The sequence below is a fragment of the Pseudomonas sp. GW821-FHT02A11 genome, assembly GCF_059421985.1.
Map to the genome: position 1 here is coordinate 106,179 of NZ_JBWKWB010000014.1, position 24,276 is coordinate 130,454.

Here is a 24,276-nt window from a genome sequence, read left to right on the forward strand (position 1 = left end):
CCGAACACACCTACTGTGGGAGCGAATTCATTTGCGAGAGGCCAGTACAGACGACAGATATCTATCGCCTGAAAAACCGCCTCGCGAATGAATTCGCTCCCACAGGTTCAACAGCTGCATCAGCCAGCAGATATCAATCCGCCGTCAACACGCCACGACGCAGTTGATCACGCTCGATGGACTCGAACAGCGCCTTGAAGTTGCCCTCGCCAAAGCCATCATCGCCCTTGCGTTGAATGAACTCGAAGAACACCGGCCCCATCAGGGTTTCCGAGAATATCTGCAACAGTAGACGCTGGTTTCCCCCTTCCGAAGTGCCGTCCAGCAGAATGCCGCGCGCCTTCAGCTCAGCCTCAGGCTCGCCGTGGTTAGGCAAACGACCCTCGAGCATTTCGTAATAGGTGTCCGGCGGCGCTGTCATGAAGCGCATGCCCAGCGCCTTGAGCTGATCCCAGGTCTTGATCAGGTCTTCGGTGAAAAACGCCACGTGCTGTATGCCTTCGCCGTTGAACTGCATCAGGAACTCTTCGATCTGCCCCGCGCCCTTGGACGACTCTTCGTTCAACGGGATGCGAATCATCCCATCCGGCGCGGTCATGGCCTTGGAGGTCAGGCCGGTGTACTCGCCCTTGATGTCGAAGTAGCGAATTTCGCGGAAGTTGAACAGCTTTTCATAGAAGTTCGCCCAATAGGCCATCCGTCCGCGATAGACGTTGTGGGTCAGGTGGTCGATGAACTGCAGCCCCGCGCCCTGGGGGTGACGGTCGACGCCTTCGATGAACACGAAGTCGATGTCATAGATCGAAGTGCCTTCGCCAAAGCGGTCGATCAGGTACAGCGGCGCGCCGCCAATGCCCTTGATCGCCGGCAAACGCAGCTCCATGGGGCCGGTGCCGATTTCGATCGGTTGGGCACCCAGTTCCAGCGCACGTTTGTAGGCCAGTTGCGAATCCTTGACCCGGAAAGCCATGCCGCACACTGAAGGACCGTGCTCGGCAGCGAAGTAAGACGCTTCGCTGTGGGGTTCGTTGTTGAGGATGATGTTGATCGCGCCCTGGCGGTACAGCGCCACGTTCTTGGAACGGTGGTTGGCGACTTTGGTGAAGCCCATCATCTGGAACACAGGCTCCAGGGTGTTGGGGGTTGGCGAGGCGAATTCGATGAATTCGAAGCCCATCAGGCCCATCGGGTTTTCGTAGAGATCGGTCACGGTCTTGCTCCTGCTAAATAGTGAAATGCACGGCGGCGAAGGTCACTGTTCAGCGGGTGGCGCGCAGGGAATACCCCGCACGCTGCGGGCGAGGAAGTCGCCGAAGATCAATTGCAGACCGAGGATTTTCATGTAGGAAAGGTTACTCCGGCTTATCGGATTGCGCATCGGGATGTGCGCGTTTGAAGGCCGGGTGGTGCAAGGCCAGCGCCTCGACCCGTGTGATACGCGGGAACGCGCTCAGATCGACGTTGAAACGACGTGCTGCGTACAGCTGCGGCAAGAGATAGACATCCGCCAGTCCGACTTCGCCGAAACAGAAGCCTTCATCGCCAATCAAGGCTTCTATCGCTTTGAAACCTTCGCTGATCCAGTGACCGATCCACGCCGTCACATCGCCTTCATCGTGCCCCAGCCCGCGCAGACGGTTGAGCACGGCGACGTTGTGTAGAGGATGGATATCGCAGCCGATCAGCGCGGCGATCTCGCGATGCTTGGCGCGCTGGATGAGGTCGGCAGGGAGAAGTGAAGGCTGGGCAAAGCGCTCTTCGAGGTATTCGATGATGGCCATCGACTGAATGATCACCTCGCCCTCTTCCAGACGAAGTGCGGGCACGCGGCCTTGAGGGTTGATGGCCAGATAGCCCGGCTGGCGGTGCTCGCCGCCGTCACGGATCAGGTTGACGGGAATGGCGTTGACTTCCAGTCCTTTCAGCGCCAGGGCGATGCGCACCCTGTAACTGGAGGTTGAACGGTAGTAAGTGTAGAGATCCACGTGCAGGCCCTGTTTTTGTTATTTTCGTAAACGACTTACGCAATGCGTAAGTTGCGGCAGAAGACTGCGGCTGTCAAGGTCAGGCCCACCCCTCCAACCGCAACGTCGCCCTCACCAGGCGCTGCTCCTCGTTTTCGATCTCCCGCAAGTTTTCGCAAATGCTCTGGATATGCGCCACCGCGGCCCTGCGTGCCTGCTCGGGCAGCCTTCCCGTCACAGCGTTGTAAAGCCTGGCGTGATGGCGGTCGATCTGGCGTTTCTGCACCTCGCGGTGATAGAGATTGTTGACCGAGGCGAACACCGTATTGAGCAACAAGTCGGTCAGCGAACGCAGGGTCTGCACTAGCACCGGGTTGTGAGAGGCCTCGCAGATGGCCAGATGAAACGCGTGATCCAGTCGCGCATGTTCGGACGCTGGCAATTCGTGATCATGGGCGGCGACCAGCGCATCGTAGGCGCGGGTGATGAGGACAAAGTCGGCGTCAGTGCCGCGCAAGGCCGCCAGTCGGGCGGACTCCCCTTCCAGCAGGCTGCGTACTTCGAACAGGTCGTACAGGGTGCGCGGCTGGGAGGCGAACAGGTGCATCAGGGGTGAGGCGGCGGTGACGCCCAACCCGCCCATTTGCGCAACGAACGAGCCCTGACCATGGCGGGTTTCAATGATGCCGCGGGCGCGCAGCAGTTTGAGGCCCTCGCGCAACGCCGTGCGAGAGACGCCGAGCTTTTCGGTCAGACGACGCTCGGAAGGGAGCAACTGCCCGACCTTGAGCACGCCATCGACGATCAGGCGTTCGATCCGTTCGCTGACGACATCGGCGACCTGTGGCGGGCGGGTACTTGCAGGGTGTTCCATGATTCTCGACCTTTACGCGGATGTTCGTTGGAACGTCGGCCTCTGTAACAGCAATATTCATCACAGCCACCAAAGTGGTATGACCAGCCGTTGCATAACACAGCGACAGTTCCCGATCATTGGTTAACTGATTGTTTTGGCTATCTTTTAAATAAATCCGTTGTGCAAATGCCAAAAAAAAAAACTGGTTCGACCAGTGCGTTTAGCCATGGACAGTAAATCCTGCCGGGCCAATGATGCAAGTCAGCCGTAGAACGTTCCTGCCGTGAACGGGCCTCAATCAATAAGAACAAAACAGGGTGACAGACCCACATGAATATTCTGTACGACGAACGCGTCGATGGCGCGTTGCCTGCCATCGACAAGGCACAGCTGCTTCAGGCCTTGCAGGCGCGACTGCCTGATCTGGACATCCTCCATCGCGAGGAAGAACTGCGGCCTTATGAATGCGACGGCCTTTCCGCCTACCGCACCACGCCTATGCTGGTGGTGCTGCCGGAGCGGGTCGAACAGGTGCAGACGCTGCTCAAGGTCTGCCACGAACGCGGCGCGCCGGTGGTCGCTCGTGGCGCTGGCACGGGGCTTTCAGGTGGTGCGTTGCCGCTGGAAAAAGGCGTGCTGTTGGTGATGGCGCGCTTCAATAAGATCCTGCACATCGACCCCGCCGGGCGCTTCGCCCGCGTGCAGCCTGGCGTGCGCAACCTGGCGATCTCCCAGGCTGCCGCGCCCCATGACCTCTACTACGCCCCCGACCCTTCTTCGCAAATCGCCTGCTCCATCGGCGGCAATGTCGCGGAAAACGCGGGCGGCGTGCATTGCCTCAAATACGGCCTGACCGTGCACAACCTGCTCAAGATCGACATCCTCACCGTCGAAGGCGAGCGCATGGTGTTGGGCTCCGACGCGCTGGATACGCCCGGCTTCGACCTGCTGGCGCTGTTCACGGGCTCCGAAGGCATGCTGGGCATCATCACCGAGGTGACCGTCAAGCTGCTGCCCAAGCCGCAAGTGACGCGGGTGCTGCTGGCCGCCTTCGATTCGGTGGAGAAAGCCGGGCGCGCCGTGGGCGACATCATCGCCGAGGGCATCATTCCCGGCGGGCTGGAGATGATGGACAACCTGGCCATTCGTGCTGCCGAGGATTTCATTCACGCCGGTTACCCGGTGGACGCCGAAGCCATTTTGCTCTGCGAACTCGACGGCGTTGAGGCCGATGTGCACGCCGATTGCGACCGCGTGCGGGCCGTGCTGGAAAAGGCCGGCGCCACCGAAGTGCGTCAGGCCAAAGACGAGGCCGAGCGCGTGCGCTTCTGGGCCGGTCGCAAGAACGCCTTCCCCGCCGTGGGTAGGCTGTCGCCGGATTACTACTGCATGGATGGCACCATTCCGCGTCGGGAATTGCCCGGCGTATTGAAGGGCATTTCCGCGCTGTCCGAGGAATACGGGCTGCGTGTGGCCAACGTTTTCCACGCAGGCGACGGCAATATGCATCCGCTGATCCTTTTCGATGCCAACCAGCCGGGCGAGCTGGACCGCGCCGAAGCGCTGGGCGGCAAGATCCTGGAGCTGTGCGTCAAGGTCGGCGGAAGCATTACCGGGGAGCACGGGGTGGGCCGCGAGAAGATCAATCAGATGTGCGCGCAGTTCAACAGCGACGAACTGACCCTGTTTCATTCGGTAAAAGCGGCGTTCGACCCCAGTGGCATGCTCAACCCCGGCAAAAACATTCCGACCCTGCATCGCTGCGCCGAATTCGGCGCGATGCACGTGCACATGGGCAAACTGCCCTTCCCTGAACTGGAGCGTTTCTGATGGGTGCCGAACGTCAATTGAACCCCAGCCAGCAAGACCGCGATGCCAGTCAGGTGCTGCTGGAGCAGGTCAACCAGGCCATCCAGACGGGCCTGCCGCTGCGCATTCAGGGCGCCAACAGCAAAGCGTTTCTCGGCCGCGAAGTGGCGGGCGAAGTGCTCGACACCCGTGTGCATCGCGGCATCGTCACCTACGACCCCACCGAACTCGTAATCACCGCCCGGGCTGGCACGCCCCTCAGCGAACTGAATGCGGCACTGGACGCCGCAGGACAAATGCTGCCTTGCGAGCCACCGGCCTATAGCGATGGCGGCGTGGGCGATGCCACGGTGGGCGGGATGATCGCAGCCGGGTTGTCTGGCCCGCGACGCCCATGGTCCGGTTCTGTCCGCGATTTCGTCCTCGGCACCCGCGTGATCACAGGCCTGGGCAAGCATCTGAAATTCGGCGGCGAGGTGATGAAAAACGTCGCAGGCTACGACTTGTCGCGCCTGATGGCGGGCAGTTTCGGGTGCCTGGGATTGATCACCGAAGTCTCGCTGAAAGTCCTGCCCAAACCCCGGCTGTGCACCAGCATCGCCCTGGAAATGGACAACAGCCGCGCCCTCGCCCGCCTCGCCGAATGGGGCCAGCAGCCGCTGCCGATCAGCGCGGCGAGTCACGACGGGCGTGTGCTGCGCCTGCGTCTGGAAGGTGGCGAAGGTTCGGTGGCAGCCGCCCATGATCGTCTCGGTGGCGAGTCCATCGACCCGGTTTATTGGGGCGCGCTGAATGAGCATCGGCTGGATTTTTTTACCAACGGTCGCCCGCTGTGGCGCCTGTCGTTGCCCACCCACACCGGTCCGCTGGATTTACCCGGTGATCAGTTGATTGACTGGGGCGGCGCACAACGCTGGCTGAAATCCGATGCACCTGGCAGCGAAATCCGCGCGCAGGTCAGCGCTGTGGGCGGTCATGCCACCTGTTACAGCCACGGCCTGGAGGACAGCCCGTTTCAGCCACTCGCCGCGCCGCTTTTGCGCTATCACCGCCAGCTCAAGGCGCAACTGGATCCGCACGGAGTGTTCAATCCGGGCCGAATGTACGCGGAGATCTAACCATGCAGACCACCCTGAGCGAACACGCGAAAAGCCTGCCCCGTGGCGAAGAAGCCGAGAGCATTCTGCGCAGCTGCGTGCACTGCGGATTCTGCAACGCCACTTGCCCGACCTATCAACTGTTGGGCGATGAACTGGACGGCCCGCGCGGCCGGATCTACCTGATCAAGCAAGTGCTGGAGGGCAAGGAAGTCACCGAGAAAACCCAGCTGCACCTGGACCGCTGCCTGTCCTGCCGCAACTGCGAGACCACCTGCCCGTCCGGGGTGAACTACCACAACCTGCTGGACATTGGCCGGGCCGTGGTCGACGCCGCCGTGCCGCGCCCGATGAGCCAGCGCATGCTGCGTGAGAGCCTGCGCGCGGTGGTGCCGAACGCCGGGCTGTTCAAGACCCTGACCCAGATGGGCAGTGCATTTCGGCCCCTGTTGCCCGGCACTCTGAAAGACAAGCTTCCCGGCAACATTCGCCCGGCCAAGGCACGCCCCACGCAGCAGCACGCGCGCCACATGCTGATTCTAGAAGGCTGCGTGCAACCGGGCCTGTCACCCAACACCAATGCGGCGACGGCGCGAGTGCTGGATCGGCTGGGCATCAGCGTCAAATCCATCGCCCAGGCAGGATGCTGCGGCGCGGTGGATTACCACCTGAACGCCCAAGAGCAAGGCCTGGAACGCGCCCGTCGCAACATCGATGCCTGGTGGCCAAGCGTGCAGGCTGGCGCCGAAGCCATCGTGCAGACCGCCAGCGGCTGTGGGGCCTTCGTCAAGGATTACGGGCACATGCTGCGCGACGACCCGGCCTACGCCGAAAAGGCCGACAGAATCAGCGCGCTGACCAAGGACCTGGTGGAAGTGATGCGCGCCGAACCCCTGGAAAAACTCGGCGCCTGCACCAGTGCCAAACTCGCGTTTCATTGCCCCTGCACCCTGCAGCACGCCCAGAAACTCGGCGGCGCGGTGGAGTCGGTGTTGACCCAGCTGGGCTTCAACCTGACCGCAGTGCCCGACAGTCACCTATGCTGTGGCTCGGCGGGCACATACTCGATCACCCAGCCCGAGCTTTCGAAGCAGCTGCGTGACAACAAGATGAACGCGCTGGAAAGCGGCGCACCGGAGGTCATTGCCACCGCCAACATTGGCTGTCAGACCCACCTGGCCAGTGCGGGTCGCACACCCGTCAAACACTGGATCGAACTTATCGAGGACGCCCTGCATCCCAGATGATCACGGGGCGTCTTGATCACTCACAACAATCCTCAGGAGAGCAGCATGAAGACCAAATCCGTACTGACCCAGACCGAAGTCACCCAGATCCTCGCGGCGGCCCGTGCCGAAGCGCAGAACAACGGCTGGGCCGTGTCCATTGCCGTCACCGACGACGGCGGTCACCTGCTGGGCTTCGAGCGTCTGGACGGCTGCGCGCCGATTGGCGGCTACATCGCCATCGAGAAAGCCCGCACCTCGGCGCTGGGCCGTCGTGAGTCCAAGGGCTATGAAGAGATGGTCAATGGCGGGCGTACTGCGTTCGTCACCGCGCCTCTGCTCACCTCGCTGGAAGGCGGCGTGCCGGTGGTCGTCAATGGCGAGACGATTGGCGCGGTGGGCGTGTCCGGGGTCAAGGCCGATCAGGACGCGCAAGTGGCCAAGGCCGGTGCAGGCGCTGTAAACGCAGGATAACAATCACCACGTACAGCGGTTTCGAAAATCCCCCGTTACCCATGACGGACCGCAACATGGGTGGGAGCGAATTCATTCGCGATGCGTCGATAATGTCGATGCATCTTTATCGCCTGAACCCTTTCTCGCGAATAAATTCGCTCCCACAGAAAATTGCATCACTGTATGCAGCATTTTTAACGAGGAGCCCGAGATGACCGAATACGTCAACTGCCACAACCTCAAGGTGGCAGCCAATCTGAAACGCTTTGTCGACGAGGACGTGCTTCCCGGAACGGGGCTGAACCCGGAGGTCTTCTGGGCCGATTTCGACTCACTGGTCCATGACCTCGCACCAATCAACCGCGAGCTGCTGGCCGAGCGTGATCGCCTGCAGGCCCAGCTCGACAAGTGGCACAAATCCAACCCCGGCCCGGTCACCGACATGCCGGCCTACATTGCCTTTCTCGATGACATCGGCTACCTGCAACCGGTGCCGGACCAGGTTCAGGCAACCACCAGCAAGGTCGACAGCGAAATCAGCGAACAGGCCGGCCCGCAGCTTGTGGTGCCTGCCGCCAACGCCCGCTACGCCTTGAACGCGGCCAACGCCCGCTGGGGTTCGCTGTACGACGCGCTGTACGGCACCGACGCGATTTCCAGCGCCAACGGGGCAGAAATCAAGGCCGGTTACAACCCGCTGCGCGGCGCCAAGGTCATCGACTTCGCCCGCGCCCTGCTCGATGAAGCCGCGCCCCTGGCGAGCGGCTCCCACGTCGACGCCACCGCCTATGCCGTGGACAGCGGCACGCTGGTCGTCACCCTCGCCAACGGCAGTCAGTCGCCTTTGGCGCAGCCCGAGAAATACGTCGGTTATCAGGGCGATGCCGGGCAGCCCAAGGCCATCCTGCTGAAGAACCATGGCCTGCACATCGAAATCCAGATTGACCCCACCAGCCCCATCGGCAGCACCGACCCTGCGGGCATCAAGGACCTGCTGCTCGAAGCCGCGCTGTCGACCATCATCGACTGCGAAGACTCGGTGGCCGCTGTAGACGCCGACGACAAGCTGGTGATCTACCGCAACTGGCTGGGCCTGATGAAGGGCGACCTGACCGAAGAACTGGTCAAGGGTGGCAAGACCTTCACCCGTCGCCTGAACGCCGACCGCGACTACACCGCCGCCGATGGCAGCGCCATTACCCTGCACGGGCGCTCGTTGCTGTTCATCCGCAACGTCGGCCACCTGATGACCAACCCGGCGATCCTCTACGACGGCAACAAGGAAATCCCCGAGGGCATTCTCGACGGTGTGATCACCAGCCTCATTGCCCTGCACGACCTGCACAACCGGACCAATTCCCGCGCAGGCAGCGTGTACATCGTCAAACCGAAGATGCACGGCCCGGCTGAAGTGGCCTTCGCCGACCGGCTGTTCAGCCGCATCGAAGACGCCCTGAAGGTGCCGCGCAACACCCTGAAAATGGGGATCATGGACGAGGAGCGGCGCACCAGCGTCAACCTCAAGGCCTGCATCAACGCGGCCTCGGCGCGGGTCGCGTTCATCAACACGGGCTTCCTGGATCGCACCGGCGACGAGATGCACACCGCCATGGAAGCCGGCCCGATGTTGCGCAAGGGCGACATGAAAGCCACGCTATGGATCAAGGCGTACGAGCGCAACAACGTGCTGGTGGGCCTGGCCTGCGGCCTGCGCGGTCGGGCGCAGATCGGCAAGGGCATGTGGGCGATGCCAGACCTGATGGCCGACATGCTGGAGCAGAAAATCGGCCATCCGAAAGCGGGCGCGACCACGGCGTGGGTGCCTTCGCCGACTGCGGCTACCCTTCACGCGCTGCACTACCACAAGGTCGATGTGAAGGCCGTGCAGCAGGAACTGGAGAAGGTCGATCTTGAAAGCGAGAGCGAACGGATCCTGCTGGACCTGCTGAGCATTCCGGTCGCCGCTGAAGCGAAGTGGACCGAAGAGCAGATTCGCGAAGAAGTCGAAAACAACGCCCAGGGCCTGTTGGGCTATGTGGTGCGTTGGGTCGAGCAAGGCGTGGGCTGCTCCAAGGTGCCAGACATTCACAACGTCGGCCTGATGGAAGACCGCGCGACGCTGCGCATCTCCAGCCAGCACATCGCCAACTGGCTGCGGCACAAGGTGATCGACGATAACTACGCGTTGGAAACCCTCAAGCGCATGGCCAAAGTGGTCGACAAGCAGAACGCCGGAGATGGTGCCTACAAGCCCATGAGCGAAAACTTCGACAAGTCGGTAGCGTTCCAGGCCGCGTGCGCATTGGTGTTCAAAGGCCGTCAGCAGCCAAGCGGGTACACCGAGCCGCTGCTGCATGAATTCCGTTTGGCGTACAAAAAGGAGGCGTGATTCGCATCACCCCCTCAAGGTCTTGCGCCAGGATTTAACCCTGCGCAAGACCTGTGGAGGTGAGCTTGATTACGGACAACAGCCTGAGGAAATGTGTCGCCTGTAACCAGCCTCTGGCGAATGAATTCGCTCCCACAGGGCACGCTGCTGGCCTCGCCTGCGCCACCCGCTTACGCGGTTCGCCGATGGAAATACCGGGCGAAGCCAGGTCTGCCAAGGTCTGCTGTGGGAGCGCTGCCAGCCTCGCCTGCGCCACCCGCCGACGCGGTTCGTCGATGGTAATACTGGGTGAACCCAGGTCTGCCGAGGTCTGCTGCGGGAGCGAATTCATTCGCGATGCGGCGGTACAGCCTCAGAAAATGTCTCGCCTGTCACCAGCCTCTCGCGAATGAATTCGCTCCCACAGGGCATGCTGCTGGCCTCGCCTGCGCCACCAGCTTACGCGGTTCGCCGATGGAAATACCGGGTGAACCCAGGTCTGCCGAGGTCTGCTGTGGGAGCGAATTCATTCGCGATGCAGCGGTACAGCTTCAGAAAATGTCTCGCCTGTAACCAGCCTCTCGCGAATGAATTCGCTCCCACAGGGCATGCTGCTGGCCTCGCCTGCGCCACCCGCTTACGCGGTTCGCCGATGGAAATACCGGGCGAACCGAGGTCTGCTGTGGGAGCGAATTCATTCGCGATGCGGCGGTACAGCCTCAGAAAATGTCTCGCCTGTAACCAGCCTTTCGCGAATGAATTCGCTCCCACAGGGCACGCTGCTGGCCTCGCGGTTGGCCTCGGTCAAATTTCCGGCCGCCAACCCCCCGCAGCCATCAAAACTCCAGCTTCGCCCGCGCCACCAGCTGACGCGGTTCGCCAATGGAAATCGCGGGTGAACCCAGGCCGCTGGCCGAGGTGTAGTACTTTTCATCGAACATGTTTTTCAGGTTCAGCTGCAAGGTCAGGTCGCGTTCATCGAGCTTCATCTTGTAGGAGACGAAGGCATCGGCGACCTTCGAAGACGGCAGGTAATACTCTTTCCCCGCACCGTCGTTGACGCCCCAGCGGCTGGCGAAACGCGCACCGGCGCCGGCACGCAAATCACCCACGCCGACGTGGCCGAAGTCACGGGTCAGGTACACGGCGCCGGTGTGTTTGGACACGCCGTCCAGCGGCTCGCCCTTGAGAATCGGGTCTTCCAGCACTTTGGTGTCGGTGTAGGCGTAGCTGCCGGTGACGCTCCAGAACTCGTTTAGCTGCCCGGTGATGTCCGCCTCAAGGCCGCGCGAACGCACTTCACCCGACACGCGAGTACAGGTTTCGCTGCCGTTGACGCCGCACGGCTCGCTGGTCTGCACGTTCTTCTTGTTGATGTTGAACAGCGCCACGGTGGCGGTGATCGCGTCATTCTGGAACTTGGTGCCGACCTCGTAGGACTTGCCCTCTTCCGGCGGCAGGTCGCCAATCGGCGAGGCAACCGAGGTGTTCGGGCGGAACGACTCAGTGTAGCTGCCATACACCGACCAGTCCGGCTGGATCAGGTAGACCAGCCCCACTCGCGGCACGACCTTGCTGTCTTTGACGTCGGCGCCGACCACGAACGGACGGCCCTTGCCGGTCATCTCGTCGAACGCGTCGTAACGCAGGCCAGCCTGGAAAATCCACTGGTCATTGAGGTGAATCGCGTCCTGCACGAAGAAGGCGTGGGTGCGCAGGTGGTCGGTCTGGTCGCTGTTCGGCGCGCTGACCGTGCTCGGCTGCGCGGTCGCGCCGTACACCGGGTTGTTGTAATTGAAGTCGACCTTGTTGGCGCTGCGGTACAGGTCGCCCAGCTCGCGGTAGTTCTTCATGTAGTCGGCGCCGAACAGCACCTCGTGGCGCATGTCGCCCCAGTAAAGGTTGCCGAGCATGTTGACGGTGGCGGTGTGGGCGTATTGCACGGCATCGCGGGTGGCGTCGCCACGACGGGTCACGGCGCCCGTGATGTAGTTGGCCGAAATGAAACGCGACTGGTAGTCGTTGTAATAGTTGCGGCTGTAGGCGTAACCGGTGCGCAAGGTCCAGGTGTCATTGAAGCGGTGATCCATGCGCAGGTCGAGGGAGTCGGCGCGGCCGGTGGTGACGTTGAACGGCTCGTCCAGACGACGGGTGCGCGGGATGTCCAGCACCTTGCCGGTCCTGGTGTTGATCTGCGTGCCACGGTCGAACGGCACCGAGTATTCCATGTGCTCGTAAGCGGCCGAAACGGTGGTGTCATCGCCATACCAGGCCAGCGACGGCGCGATCACCGATTGGTCGATGCTGCCGAAATTGCGCCAGTAATCGTAGTTCTGCTTGTCGGCGATCACGCGATACGCCAGGCCGTTGGTGCCGATCGGGCCGGTCAGGTCGATCTGCTCGCCGCCGCCCCCGAAGCTGGTGCCAAACGCGGAAATGGAATGGGCGTCCACCAGTTGCGGCTTCTTGGTCACTACGTTGATCACACCGCCCGGGTCCTGCACGCCATAGAGCATCGACGCGGGGCCCTTGAGCACTTCGATGCGCTCGGTGGTCGGCGTGAAGTTACGCGCCTGCACCGATTGCATGCCGTCGCGCATGATCGAGTTGTCGCGGTTGGTGCCAAAGCCGCGCTTCTGAATTGCGTCCTGGGTGCCGCCCAGGGTGTTGCCCTGCTTGACGCCACTGACCGCGTTGATGGCTTCGTCGAGGCTGTTGGGCTGACGGTCTTCGATAACCCGGTTGGTGACCACGTTCACGGTCTGCGGCACTTCCACCAACGGCGTTTCGGTGCGCGTGGCGACCGAGGCCTTGCGTGCCTGATAGCTTGTACGGCTGTGCTCGGTCTCGCTGATGTCGCGCTGGGAATTGGCGTCGATGCTGACCGCGTCCAGCTGTAGTTCTTCGGCGCAAGCCAAGGACGTCATGCCAAAGGAACACAACAACGCCGTAACCGAACACACTCCCAGCGCGGCGGGACGAAGAGCGGGCAAAGCAGACACGCGAAAACCGGATTGAGCTGTCATGAACGGATAAACCTGAGCTGTCGAGTAGTGAAGGCGTTCGTTAGGAAACGAATCTGATTCTCACTACACGGATGCCAACAGGATTTACCTCACAGTTTTTTTGAAAATAATTTTGGCGATGGCTCGTAAGCGCAATTCCTCCCCATCTCACGATCCATGTAGGAGCAGTCGGAGGTTACGACGGTCTGGGCCGCATCCGGACGAATGCGTTTTGCCTGACACACCGCCTTCGCGGCCGTCGTAACCTCCGACTGCTCCTACAGCGTTTAGCATTCGGCCTCGAAGATCGCACTGAACATCAAAGTGCCACCCATCCGTATTTTCGAAACACCCTGTATCATTCGCTCCGCATCACCCTCCCCCCTACGTAGCGAAATCAAGGATTGTTCATGCGTATCCGCTCTCTGACCCCTCTTGCATTGATCATTGGCGCAAGCTTTTGCGGCTCGGCCCAGGCCAGCAGCGACGACACTTGCTACCCCACCTTTTCGCTGCTGCGCGACTCGCTGGACGTGTGCAACAACCTGGCTTTTCTCACGCCCGGCAACGACAGCCGGGTGAACCTGCGCCTGCTGCTGGCCGATCGCAACGTGTTGCCAATCAAGCCCATTGCCCTGAGCGATGACGAGTTGTCCGCCGGTTACGGCCCGGTGCCCTTCGCTGTGACGCGTCTGGAAGAAGGGCTCATCGAGGGTGACGAGAGCGAAGAGTCAGGCGCCGCAGCCTTGAGTACCGTGCTGGAACAGCTCGGCATCCAGCGCGAGACCTCGGACAGCGCCGGGCAGGCCTTTCTGCAGGGTGAAGGCAGCCGCTGCCGCAGCAACCGCGACGACAGCGCGGCGGACTTCATTGGTCAGTTGCTCGATACGCCGTCGTTGCCCGACGCCGAGCGCCAGTCACTGGCTCGCAGCCGCGTGCAACTGCTCGACGGCTGCACCTGGGAAGGCGAGAAACTGGCCGCGCTGCTGCCCACCGACATTCAATCGGCGGACGGCAAAGCCTTCCTCACCTACCTGCAGGCAGCGTCGGATTTCTACAGCGGTCGCTTTGCCGCCGCCGAGACCGGCTTTGCCAGCCTGAGCAACAGCACCCAACCCTGGCTCAAGGAAACCGCGCTGTACATGGTCGCGCGCACCCGCCTCAACGACGCACAGAAAGACGCCTTCGACGAGTACGGCACGCTCAAGGAAAACATCGATCCGGCGCCGTTCGCCAAGGTCGCGGCGGCCTTCGAGCAGTACCTCGGCGCCTACCCCCAGGGCAACTACGCCCTGTCCGCGAAGGGCCTGATGCGGCGGGTTCACTGGCTCTCGGATGACGTCGACAAGCTCGCCGAGGACTACACCTGGCAACTCACCGAGGCCAGCGAAGAGCAGCGCAATATGACCTTGGACGCGCTGATTCAGGAGGCCGACAACAAGCTGCTGATCTTCATGACAGACGCTGCGCCCTCGGCCCTGATGACCGTCACCAGCGACCTGATGCAGATGCGCCCCGACCAGCAGTACAAACTGACCCGCGACAAGCTGCTGGCGCAGAAAGACATCTTCGCCCGGCAACCGGCGCTGTTCGATTACCTGCAGGCCGTCTTCGCCTTTTATATGGACAAGAACCCCGCCGAGGCGCTGAAACTGCTGCCCAAGGATATTCCCGCGTCGCTGGATTACTTCGCTTTCAGCCAGCAGACCCTGCGCGGCCTGGCGCTGGAAGCCACGAACGACCTGCCCGGCGCGCAGGACCTGTGGCTGAAGCTGCTGCCTCTGGTCAAACAGCCACTGCAACGGGAGCAACTGGAACTGGCGCTGGCGATCAACTACGAGCGCAGCGGGCAACTGGCCAAGGTGTTCGCCGGCGACTCGCCGATCCAGTCGGCCCAGGTGCGTTTGATCCTGCTGGGTAAAGTCGCCGACGCGCCACTGTTGCGCCAGCAAATCACCCAGGGCATCAGCGACGAAGAGAAGGCCACGGCGCAGTTCGTGCTGCTTTATAAAGAGCTGCTGCACAGCCAGTTCGCGGCTTTCGGCGACGATCTCAAGGCCCTTCCCGAAAAACCCGCCGAGACCAAACTGGGCACCAGTCTGGGCTACCTCTACAGCACGGGCCAGACCCTGCAGCTGTTTCATTGGAACGGCAGCAAGGCCGAATCCGACTACACCTGCCCCACCATCGCCGACACCGCCGCCCAGCTGCTGGCCAATGGCACAGACCCCAAAGGCCTGAACTGCCTGGGCGAGTTCATCCTGCGCAACGGTCTGGACAGCATGCCACTGGATCATCGCCCGTCCTCGCCACAACTGGGCAGCAGTGACCCGGCGTTCAAGGGTGAGGTGTTTTCGCGTCTGAACGGCTATCAGACCGTCATCGCCGACGCCAAGGCCGGACGTGACGAGAAGGCCTACGCGCTGTACCGCGCGATCAACTGCTACGCGCCTTCGGGCTACAACGGCTGCGGCGGCAAGGACGTCGCGCAGTCGGTGCGCAAGGCGTGGTTCAAGCAACTGAAGACCACTTACAGCGCCACCACGTGGGGCAAATCACTGCAGTATTACTGGTGATGAAAAATACGCTGCGGCGCCGGGTACTGATCGGGCTGCTGGGGCTACTGCTCGGCGGCCCGGCTGGCGCGGCGGTGGATGCACGGGATCACGATGCGTTTTGGCTGTGGAGCGGCGTCGCTTCCCAGCCGGTGCTGGATCAAGCGAAGACCCTGTACGTGTTGCAGGGCCAGATCTTCGCGCCTCGTCGGGATCGGCAGCGAGTGGACTTCATTGCGCAAGGGATGAGCGTGACGCGGTTGCCGCAGCAGGATCTGTGGATCGTCTACCGCGCCCACACCCTGCGCTGGCCGGCGTCGGTCTACGCGCAGCTGTTCGGTCAGGTGCAGCGTTGGCAGGATGCAGGCAATGCGGTGACCGGCATCCAGATCGATTTCGATGCGCGCACCCGCTATTTGCAGGACTACGTGACGTTTCTCAAGGATCTGCGGGCGCGTATGCCTGCGCGGTACAAGCTGAGCATCACCGGCCTGATGGACTGGAGCAGTCATGCTGACCCTGAGGCGATCGGGCAGTTGAAAGGTGTGGTGGATGAGGTGGTGGTGCAGACGTATCAGGGGCGGCGCAGCATTGATAACTATGCGGCGTACCTGCCGCGGATGACTCGGTTGGGCGTGCCGTTCAAAATCGGGCTGGTGCAGGGTGGGGAGTGGGAAGCGCCGGCGTATCTGCAGCGTAACGCGTGGTTTGAGGGGTATGTGGTGTTTTTGCTGAACCCGCGTTGAGACACTGCGGTTGCGTGAAACACCCGTTAACGGTGGTGTGGCTGATCTGAGTTCCGCCCGACGGCAGAACCCGACCGCGTCGACCCGCAAGCCGAATCACTGATGCTCAAGCGCGTTCACAAGATCACAAAACGCTGCGCGATTGGAGTCATTGAGCCCCATCAGAATCTTGTGCGCTTCGAGCACCTTGGCCTTGACCACGTCCTCACACTGATCCTGCGACGGCAGGTCGCTCAGCGCTTCAGGGCGTGGAATCGGCTTGCCGACAATATTGAACACCTGATCGAAGCCCATCGACTGCAACAGGCGCGTGATGTCTTCGTGGGTGGTCACGACAGTGGGCAACAGCCCCGCTTTCTGACGGGACAGAATGGACAACTTGGCCAGAAGACCAAGCGTTGTGCTGTCAATACTGCGCGTTTCAGTCAGATCAATCACCACGGTCGAAAAATTCATCGAGGTGAAGATCCGCTCAATCGTCGCATCCAACGCCGAGCAGAGAGTCAAACGCACTTCACCCACGAACTTGAGGACGAATGTGCCGTCTTGCTCGGCAAACTGGATTCTACCGGTACTCATTAAAGGTTCCTGCTCAACACTAACAAGGCGATATCATCCGGCATCTCCCCGAGTGTGGCCAATCCAAACTTCTGACGCAGGCCATCCAGGCTGCCGCCCGCCGACTTCACCCATTCGGGCAAACTGGCTTCTTTCTCTTTGAGTGTATCACCTGGCAACAGGTCCAGAATGCCATCAGACAGCAGAGTCAGACTAAAGGACTCAGGCAAGTCCAGCACGTGGTCCGAATACGTCGCCTCGTTGAACAACCCGACCGGCAAACCGCGCCCTTCGAGATAACGTGTCTCGGTCGGGGTGTACAGCACCGGGAGCGGCAAATGCCCGCCGACGCTGTACGTCAGTTTGCCCGTTTGCTCGTCGATGATCCCGCCCACCATGGTCACGTGCTTGCCCAGCTTACAGCTGATCAGCCCGCGATTGATGTGCCCCAGCACGTCGGACGGCTTGAAAGCCGGCAACGAACCGCCACGCTTGGATTCGAACAACAGTCGTGTGGTCATGAACTTCAACAGCACGGTGATGAACGCCGAGGACGCGCCATGGCCGGAAACATCGGCCAGGTAAAACGCCACACGGTGATCGTCGACGCGGAAATAATCGACGAAATCGCCAGACAGATACAGCGACGGAATGATCTCGTGTTCGAATTCGAACGAATCAATCGCCCAAGGGCTGGTCGGCAGCATGTTCATCTGCACCTGACGACCCGCGTCCTGATCTTCCTGCAGCAAATGCAGGCTGGCTTCGAGTTCGCGGTTGGCGGTCTCGAGCTTCTGACGGTAGATCTTGTTTTCCTGAAGCAGGCGTGCGCGGTCCAGCGCCCGCTTGACCGAGTGCTCAAGCACCGCGAGGTCTTCCAGGGGCTTGATCAGATAGTCGGCCGCACCCAAGCGCAACGCTTCGACAGCGTCGCTCATGACACCCGCGCCAGACACCACGATAACCGGGGTTTCCGGGGCAAGACTGGTGACCTGACGGATCAGCTCGAGGCCGCCTACTTGAGGCATGCGCAAGTCGCAGATCACAAGATCAGGCGTGTGTTGCTCGAAGGTCTGTAGACCCTGCAACCCGTTGCTGGCTTGCAGGACGCTGAACCCACTGTCTTCCAAATAGGCCGCGAGACTCGCGCGCACTACTTCGTCGTCATCGATAATCAGCAGCGTGGCACTGGTTTTTTGCATGTGGGCAAACGGCGCCAGATCAGGTTGGCGTAAACGGCCGGATTCTGTCAGGCCGCCTACTGGATTCGCTTCTAGCCTCTCTGCGTCAAAGGTAGCGGACTTTTGGTCAAACGCTTCACTTCGCAGAGGTGCCCTTCAAGGCGCAGACGGTACTCCCATCCGCCTGGCGTTTCAAGCGTGCTCCAGCGGTCGGCCAGCGTCTTTACATCACAAATCGCCGGGAGTTATAAGAACCCATAAATCAGCAACAAAAACGAAGGATGCGCCATGGGCCAGATTGATCGCGACTATGCAGAGAAACGAGATTACATCCGCATGCGTGTCGACGCGGACATCAGCCTGATCTACGCAGGTCAGATCATCCCGGCCGTTTGCGTGGATTTATCCAGCTCCGGCATGCAGATACAGGCGCCGCGCTCGTTCAAGGTCGGCGACCGGATCAGCGTGCGAATCGAATCAGAGCACGCGGCACTCAAGGGGCTCGAGGCCGACACCGAAGTGGTGTGGGTCGCCGACATCGACGGCAGTGAGCAGAAACTGGGGCTCACCATCCTGGCGATGAAGTGATATCACCTCGGAACTGCGTCACAGTTTCGAAAAAATCCGAAAAAAGAAAGGCGACTCGAAAGTCGCCTTTTTTGCATCTGCGCAATCGGCAGGTCGATCAGAAATCGTCGACGACCTTGCCATCCTTGACCTTGAACTCGCGGTTCTGCAGGAAGGCGTTGCGGATGAAGATGTACTTGTCGCCGTTGATCAGCTTCTCGGCTGACAACAGGCTTGCGCGGGTATCCACCACGCTGACGGCAAATGCCGTGTTGCGGGTCGGCACGTGGTCGATGTAGCGGTACGGCTGGGTGTAGGTGTCCGGGTACTTGGCGAACGCGTCGCGCACAGTGCTTGGGCCCAGCAGCGGCACCATCACGAACGGGCCGCTTGGCACGCCCCAATAACCCAGAGTCTGGCCGAAGTCCTCGTCGTTGCGTTGCAGGCCCATGGTGGTGCCGACGTCGAAAAAGCCCAGTAGGCCGAAGGTGGTGTTGACGATCAACCGCGCGGTGTCGACACCGGCAGCGTGAGGCTTGGCCTGCAGCACATCGTTGGCGAAGTTGGTCACGTCGCCGATGTTCTTGAACATGTTATGGATGCCGTCTTCAAGGAACTGCGGCGTGATGAACTCATAGCCCTGGGCAATAGGTTTCAGCGCGTACGTATCGACGGTGTCGTTGAAGCGGAAAATCGCTCGGTTGACGCCTTCCCACGGGTCGTCGTCAGCGGCCTGCGCGGCCATTGGCACCAGTGCCAAACCGGCCCAGAAACACGTTCGAGCCAGACGATTGATAAAGCCTGCACCGGTCACGGGCATAGCCAGGACTCCCAGTCAAAGTGATGAAGCGGGCGCTACGCCCCCGAACCAAAGGCGAGAGTATAAAGCCTTCTGTCAGTATTTACGTCGGCGAAAGGCGAAGCAATTGCGCGGATCCTTAAACATCCGCTGACAATGTCACGCGCCGGTCATCGCAGTGTCATGCAAATCCCTTAGCGTCATTGGCATTTAAGAGGGAATTCCATGCTTGCCGCCGTCGCTGTGCCCGCCCCGCCATTCACCGCCGTGCTCTTTGGTCTGAGCGGGTGCCTGGTCGATTTCGGCGCCCGGACCCGAACGTTGCGCAGCGCCGACGGCACCTCTTTCCTCTCTCTGGATGCCACGCCCTTCGCCTTCCCTACCCCCGGCGCCCTCTCCGCGCTGAAAAACCTCAAGCAGCAAGACATTCCGTGCGCATGGATCGAGGAATACCCCGCCGACATCGCCGAGCAGCTCGCCGCGCCTCTTGAAGACTTGATTCAGCCCACCCCCAGCCCGAACAACCACTGGCCCGCGCCGGATGCCTGCTGGCAGGCGCTGATGAGCCTGAACGTCGGCCAGATCGATGGCTGCGTGCTGGTCAGCGGCGATCCGCGCCTGCTCATGGCCGGGCTCAACGCCGGGCTGTGGACCGTGGGTCTGGCGTCGTGCGGGCCGCTGTGCGGTTTGTCTCCTGCACAATGGGATGCATTGAGCGATCTGCAGCGCGAGCGCCTGCGTGGCCGCGCGACCCTTGAGCTGTATGCCTCAGGCGCTCACTCGGTGATCGATCACCTGGCCGAGCTCGAATCGTGCCTGGCGGACATTTCTCTGCGTCGCCTGAAGGCTGAAAAGCCTTGATTGATCAGGGTCATGCAGAGTGCTCTGCAGTGGTTTAGTCTTAGCGATAAGGACCTTTGCCGTTGCGCCGCGGTCCATGCAGAGACTATCCATGAAGGGAGCACCCTATGCCCGCCCGCGAACTGCAAGAACAACTCGATACCCTGCGCGAGCAACTGGAGCAGAACCCGCCGCTGAGCGAAGAAGAACGCGTGCATCTGCATGAACTGATGGCGCAGATCCAGGCCGAAATCGCCGTGGAAACTGCTACCCCGGACAACAACCTGGCCGACGGCGTCAACCTGGCCATCGAACGTTTCGAGGTCGAACACCCCGCCATCGCCGGCACCTTGCGCAACATCGTGCAAACGCTGGGCAATATCGGCATCTGACGCGAGGTCGCCTGGCAATCCAGTCCCTGTGGGAGCGAATTCATTCGCGAGGCGGCTTGTCAGGCGATAGATCTTCATCGGACGCCCTGGCGACTCGCGAATGAATTCGCTCCCACAGGGACGCAATCACTTCATCCGAACCTAACCGCTTATTGCCGCGCCAGACGCCCATTCTCCAACGTCAGTGTTTCGGTGCTGCGGTACGGGTTGATGTCCAACCCGCCACGGCGCACGTAGCGCGCAGAGACCGTCAGTTTTTCCGGCTTTAACAAGCGCTGCAGGTCCATGAAGATCCGCTCCACGCACTGCTCGTGGAAGTCCGAATGCTGGCGGAAGCTAACGATGTAGGCCAGAAAACTCGCGTGATCCAGCGCGGCGCCACGATACTCCACGGCAACGCTGCCCCAATCCGGCTGGCTGGTGACCGGGCAGTTGGATTTGAGCAGGTGGCTGTGCAGCGCTTCTTCGATCACACGCGGTTCATCGCAGCGCAGCAGCTCGGGCTGGGGCCGGTCGTAGCTGCTGATGGTCACGTCCAGATCATCGACGCAGACACCCGGCACCGCCACGATGCCTTCGGCTTCGATGTCCTTGAGCGAACGAATGCGCACGCCCACCGGTTTGCCTGCAGCGGCCGACAGGTCCTTTTCCAGCACGCTGACCAGCTCGTCTTGCGAGGCAAACGGCGTCTGGTTCAGGGAGTTGAGGTACAGCTTGAAGGACTTGGACTCGATGATGTTCGGCGAATCGGCCGGGATGCAGAACTCGCCAATGGCCACCACCGGCTTGCCCGACGGCAGCAGCCAGGACAACTCGTAGCAGTTCCAGAAATCGACGCCTTTGTACGGCAGCGTTTCGGCGGTCAACCCAAGCTCCGCCCACTTGGCAGTGCGCGGAATCGGGAACAGCAGGGACGGCGTGTAGGTGGCGATGTATTCACTGGACTTGCCCAGCGGCGAGTGTTCGGCTGCGGGATGCATGGCGGGACCTGAAAACGTATATAAAGAAGGCTGATGTGAAATCCTGACCGCCGAGTTTATAGGTTTTGTCCCGCGCTTTCAGCGATTACTGGGCAATCGCGATTTTTCCCACCATTCCGGCCTGATAGTGGCCGGGAATGTTGCAGGCAAATTCCAGATCCGTGGCTTTGGTGAAGGTCCAGGTCAGCTCGGCGGTCTTGCCGGGTTCTACCAGCACGCTGTTGGAATCGTCGTGCTTCATGCTGCCCTGATCCATGTCACCGTGGCCCATGCCGGCCATGTCATGCTTCATGCCGGTGGAGGTCAACATGCCGCTGGCGACCATCTTGAGCATTTCCTGCTGATGCGCGACGTGCATGGCGGCATCGCCCAGATTGAATTCGTGCAGCAGCTGGCCCTTGTTGACCAGCACGAAGTGCACGGTTTCGCCGTCTTTCACCGTCAGCGACTTGGGCTCGAAATACATGTCGCCCAGCGTCAGCTCGACCGTGCGCGTGGCCTGATCGGCCTTGGCGGCGTGGCCGAAATCGAAATGCTCACCGGGGGAAGCCTGGGACGACAGGCTGACATCCAGCAACATGGCAGCAGCGATAAAACGAGCAAACATGTGAATCTCCAGTCAACGACAGTCAATGACCTTAAGTTAGGCGCCTGCCACTGGCAATCAGCTGACCGCAAGATTACAACTTTGTAAGCTTGGCCCCTGCCCTTGCGGCTCGCGCTATAAAGCGCCACCACCAAGGCGTCATCACCTGCTGTGAGTCACCAATGAAATTACTGATCATTGAAGATCAAGCGAAAACCGGCCAATACCTGCGCCAGGGCCTGACCGAAGCGGGGTTCAACACCGAACTGGTCACCGACGGCATCACGGGTCAGCATCTGGCGCTGACCGGCGATTACGCGCTGGTGATTCTGGACGTCATGCTGCCCGGCCGCGATGGCTGGCAGATCCTCCAGGCCGTGCGCACTGCGGGTCACGACACACCCGTGCTATTCCTCACCGCACGCGACGCAGTAGAGGATCGCGTGCGCGGCCTTGAGCTGGGGGCCGATGATTATCTGGTCAAACCCTTCGCCTTCTCCGAACTGCTGGCCCGGGTCCGCAGCCTGTTGCGCCGAGGCAGCAACACGAGCCAGGAAACCCACCTGCAACTGGCCGACCTGCGCCTGGACCTGCTGCGCCGTCGCGTGGAGCGCAACGGCCAGCGCATCGACCTGACGGCCAAGGAATTCGCCTTGCTTGAGCTGATGCTACGGCGTCAGGGCGAAGTGTTGCCCAAGTCGCTGATCGCCTCGCAGGTCTGGGACATGAATTTCGACAGCGACACGAACGTCATCGAAGTGGCCATCCGCCGCCTGCGCCTGAAGATCGACGACGATTACCCCAACAAGTTGATTCATACCGTGCGCGGCATGGGCTACGTGCTCGAAGAGCGCGGCCTGTGATGTTCAAGCACCTTTCGCTGGGCAGCCGTCTGGCCCTGCTGTTCGCTGCCTGCACGGCGGTGGTTTCGCTGACTGCGGGCGTGCTGTTCAATCGCGCCAGCGAAACCCATTTCATGGAGCTGGATCAGCAACTGCTCGACAGCAAGCTGCCGACCCTGCGCGACGCGTTGATGGGGGTGACCAGCCCCGAACAACTCAATGAGCATCGGCAGGCCTTGCAAAGCGAACTGGCGCATTCGCCGGACCTTGCGCTGCAGGTGCGTGGAGCCGATGGCGCACTGTGGTTCGACAGCCTGCCCTCTTCGAAGGCGCTGACTGGCAACCACGAAGGGCTGCATACCCTGACCGACAATGGCATCTCCTACCGCTCATACACTGTTCCCCTACAAGCGCAGCAGGCAGACACCCCGCAACTGACCCTGCTGCTGGACATCACCCATCACCAGCATTTTCTGCAGCGCATGCAGCACCTGATCTGGCTGACTGTCGGCCTCTCGGCACTGGCCACTGCACTGCTCGGCGCGTGGGCGGCCCGCAGCGGGTTGCGACCCTTGCGCCGGATGAGCGAAGTGGCTGCCAGCGTCTCGGCCAGCTCCCTGACCACGCGCCTGCCGCAGCGCGAAATGCCCGCGGAGCTCGCCGAACTGAGTCAGGCTTTCAATGCCATGCTCGGTCGTCTTGACGACGCCTTTCAGCGCCTGTCGGCGTTTTCGGCCGACATTGCCCACGAGCTGCGCACGCCCCTGTCGAACCTGCTGACCCACACCCAGGTCACCCTTACCCGCCCGCGGGGCCTCGAAGAATATCGCGAGGCGCTGCTGGGCAATCTGGAGGAACTGCAAGGGATGGCGCAGATGGTCAACGACATGCTCTACCTGGCCAAGGCCGATCACGGGCTGCTGAACCCGAATCGTGAGCGTCTGCAGTTGAGCGATGAAGTCGACGCGTTGCTGGAGTTTTTCCTGCCGCTGGCCGACGAAGCGCAGGTAATGTTGAGTCGCGAGGGAGAAGCGGTGCTGGAGGGTGACCGGCACATGCTGCGTCGTGCCCTGTCCAACCTCCTGGACAACGCCTTGCGCTTCACCCCGGCCCAGGGTCAGGTGTCGGTGAGGCTGGAATCGTCAGCTCAGGGTGTAGGAATTCGCATCGAAAACAATGGCCAGACCATTCCGGCTGACGTATTACCGAAACTGTTCGACCGATTCTATCGCGCAGATCCTGCGCGCCACGAGGGCAGCAACGAACATGCGGGCTTGGGGCTGGCAATTACCCAGTCGATCGTCAAGGCCCATGGCGGGACGATCCGGTGTGAATCGCAGGAGGGGATGACGCGGTTTTTAATTGAGTTGCCCATCTGAGTACTGTCACCAGCCCCAGACACACCACGGTGTAACCGGGTGAACACAGATCTCCTGTGGGAGCGAATTC

21 protein-coding genes are annotated in these 24,276 nt (G+C 61.2%); 12 read left to right on the plus strand and 9 right to left on the minus strand.

Translation table 11 applies throughout. The annotated features are described in order from the left end of the window. Positions 1-133: 133 nt before the first annotated feature. From hppD to glcC, 3 genes are all read right to left on the minus strand, one after another. Positions 134-1,210 carry a 4-hydroxyphenylpyruvate dioxygenase gene (hppD, locus tag AC07V9_RS19430; protein ID WP_495017271.1) on the minus strand — a complete coding sequence of 359 codons (1,077 nt, stop codon included), beginning with the start codon at positions 1,208-1,210 and terminating at the stop codon, positions 134-136. A gap of 142 nt (positions 1,211-1,352) precedes the next feature. Then, a complete protein-coding gene (maiA, locus tag AC07V9_RS19435; RefSeq protein ID WP_495017272.1) occupies positions 1,353-1,985 on the minus strand; it encodes a maleylacetoacetate isomerase in 633 nt (210 codons plus the stop codon). A 79-nt stretch (positions 1,986-2,064) separates the two neighbouring features. Continuing rightward, entirely contained in the window at positions 2,065-2,838 is a 774-nt protein-coding gene (gene glcC, locus AC07V9_RS19440; protein ID WP_495017273.1) for a transcriptional regulator GlcC, read from the minus strand. 312 nt (positions 2,839-3,150) lie between these two features. On the opposite strand from glcC, the gene glcD reads away from it, so the two are divergent. From glcD to AC07V9_RS19465, 5 genes are all read left to right on the plus strand, one after another. After that, positions 3,151-4,650 (plus strand): glycolate oxidase subunit GlcD, encoded by a 1,500-nt coding sequence (gene glcD / locus AC07V9_RS19445; RefSeq protein WP_495017274.1) that lies wholly within the window; start codon positions 3,151-3,153, stop codon positions 4,648-4,650. Then, positions 4,650-5,747 (plus strand): glycolate oxidase subunit GlcE, encoded by a 1,098-nt coding sequence (glcE, locus tag AC07V9_RS19450; RefSeq protein ID WP_495017275.1) that lies wholly within the window; start codon positions 4,650-4,652, stop codon positions 5,745-5,747. Before glcD ends, glcE begins: the two co-directional genes overlap by 1 nt. Positions 5,748-5,749: 2 nt before the next feature. Then, a complete protein-coding gene (glcF, locus tag AC07V9_RS19455; protein WP_495017276.1) occupies positions 5,750-6,973 on the plus strand; it encodes a glycolate oxidase subunit GlcF in 1,224 nt (407 codons plus the stop codon). Between the two features lie 45 nt (positions 6,974-7,018). Further along, complete coding sequence (locus tag AC07V9_RS19460) at positions 7,019-7,426, plus strand: heme-binding protein (RefSeq protein ID WP_495017277.1); 408 nt, start codon at positions 7,019-7,021, stop codon at positions 7,424-7,426. Between the two features lie 193 nt (positions 7,427-7,619). Continuing rightward, positions 7,620-9,797, plus strand: a complete 2,178-nt coding sequence (locus AC07V9_RS19465) for a malate synthase G (RefSeq protein ID WP_495017278.1) — start codon at positions 7,620-7,622, stop codon at positions 9,795-9,797. Positions 9,798-10,612: 815 nt separating this feature from the next. On the opposite strand, the gene AC07V9_RS19470 is transcribed toward AC07V9_RS19465, so the two are convergent. Further along, positions 10,613-12,802, minus strand: coding sequence for a TonB-dependent siderophore receptor (locus AC07V9_RS19470; RefSeq protein ID WP_495017279.1), 2,190 nt, complete (start codon positions 12,800-12,802; stop codon positions 10,613-10,615). Positions 12,803-13,191: 389 nt separating this feature from the next. Here AC07V9_RS19470 and AC07V9_RS19475 point away from each other — a divergent pair, with 389 nt between their 5' ends. Both AC07V9_RS19475 and AC07V9_RS19480 read left to right on the plus strand, forming a co-directional pair. Next, positions 13,192-15,357: a PA5441 family protein gene (locus tag AC07V9_RS19475; RefSeq protein ID WP_495017280.1), complete on the plus strand. Its 2,166-nt coding sequence runs from the start codon at positions 13,192-13,194 to the stop codon at positions 15,355-15,357. Continuing rightward, positions 15,357-16,082 carry a DUF3142 domain-containing protein gene (locus tag AC07V9_RS19480; protein ID WP_495017281.1) on the plus strand — a complete coding sequence of 242 codons (726 nt, stop codon included), beginning with the start codon at positions 15,357-15,359 and terminating at the stop codon, positions 16,080-16,082. Before AC07V9_RS19475 ends, AC07V9_RS19480 begins: the two co-directional genes overlap by 1 nt. Before the next feature lie 96 nt (positions 16,083-16,178). Here AC07V9_RS19480 and rssC read toward each other — a convergent pair whose 3' ends face one another. Both rssC and rssB read right to left on the minus strand, forming a co-directional pair. After that, the gene (gene rssC / locus AC07V9_RS19485; protein ID WP_495017282.1) at positions 16,179-16,661 is read right to left on the minus strand and encodes an anti-sigma factor antagonist RssC; all 483 of its coding nucleotides are present in this window, start codon (positions 16,659-16,661) and stop codon (positions 16,179-16,181) included. Further along, positions 16,661-17,842 (minus strand): two-component system response regulator RssB, encoded by a 1,182-nt coding sequence (rssB, locus tag AC07V9_RS19490; RefSeq protein ID WP_495017283.1) that lies wholly within the window; start codon positions 17,840-17,842, stop codon positions 16,661-16,663. The genes rssC and rssB overlap by 1 nt, the downstream gene beginning before the upstream one ends. 267 nt (positions 17,843-18,109) lie before the next feature. Between rssB and AC07V9_RS19495 the strand changes: the two genes are divergently transcribed. Next, positions 18,110-18,409: a PilZ domain-containing protein gene (locus tag AC07V9_RS19495; RefSeq protein ID WP_495017284.1), complete on the plus strand. Its 300-nt coding sequence runs from the start codon at positions 18,110-18,112 to the stop codon at positions 18,407-18,409. Between the two features lie 97 nt (positions 18,410-18,506). Here the strand turns inward: AC07V9_RS19495 and AC07V9_RS19500 are convergent, their stop codons facing one another. Then, positions 18,507-19,208, minus strand: coding sequence for an MlaA family lipoprotein (locus tag AC07V9_RS19500; RefSeq protein WP_495017285.1), 702 nt, complete (start codon positions 19,206-19,208; stop codon positions 18,507-18,509). Positions 19,209-19,412: 204 nt separating this feature from the next. Between AC07V9_RS19500 and pcrP the strand changes: the two genes are divergently transcribed. Together pcrP and AC07V9_RS19510 are read left to right on the plus strand one after the other, a co-directional pair. Further along, positions 19,413-20,048, plus strand: a complete 636-nt coding sequence (gene pcrP / locus AC07V9_RS19505) for an HAD superfamily inactivated hydrolase PcrP (protein WP_495017286.1) — start codon at positions 19,413-19,415, stop codon at positions 20,046-20,048. Between the two features lie 107 nt (positions 20,049-20,155). Continuing rightward, a complete protein-coding gene (locus AC07V9_RS19510; RefSeq protein WP_495017287.1) occupies positions 20,156-20,419 on the plus strand; it encodes a DUF4404 family protein in 264 nt (87 codons plus the stop codon). A 149-nt stretch (positions 20,420-20,568) separates the two neighbouring features. On the opposite strand, the gene queF is transcribed toward AC07V9_RS19510, so the two are convergent. Next, complete coding sequence (gene queF, locus AC07V9_RS19515; RefSeq protein ID WP_495017288.1) at positions 20,569-21,399, minus strand: NADPH-dependent 7-cyano-7-deazaguanine reductase QueF; 831 nt, start codon at positions 21,397-21,399, stop codon at positions 20,569-20,571. Positions 21,400-21,484: 85 nt separating this feature from the next. After that, positions 21,485-22,006 carry a copper-resistant cuproprotein CopI gene (gene copI / locus AC07V9_RS19520; RefSeq protein ID WP_495017289.1) on the minus strand — a complete coding sequence of 174 codons (522 nt, stop codon included), beginning with the start codon at positions 22,004-22,006 and terminating at the stop codon, positions 21,485-21,487. Positions 22,007-22,167: 161 nt separating this feature from the next. Between copI and AC07V9_RS19525 the strand changes: the two genes are divergently transcribed. Next, positions 22,168-22,848 (plus strand): heavy metal response regulator transcription factor, encoded by a 681-nt coding sequence (locus AC07V9_RS19525; RefSeq protein ID WP_495017290.1) that lies wholly within the window; start codon positions 22,168-22,170, stop codon positions 22,846-22,848. Then, positions 22,848-24,206 (plus strand): heavy metal sensor histidine kinase, encoded by a 1,359-nt coding sequence (locus tag AC07V9_RS19530; protein ID WP_495017291.1) that lies wholly within the window; start codon positions 22,848-22,850, stop codon positions 24,204-24,206. The genes AC07V9_RS19525 and AC07V9_RS19530 overlap by 1 nt, the downstream gene beginning before the upstream one ends. Positions 24,207-24,276: the final 70 nt, after the last annotated feature.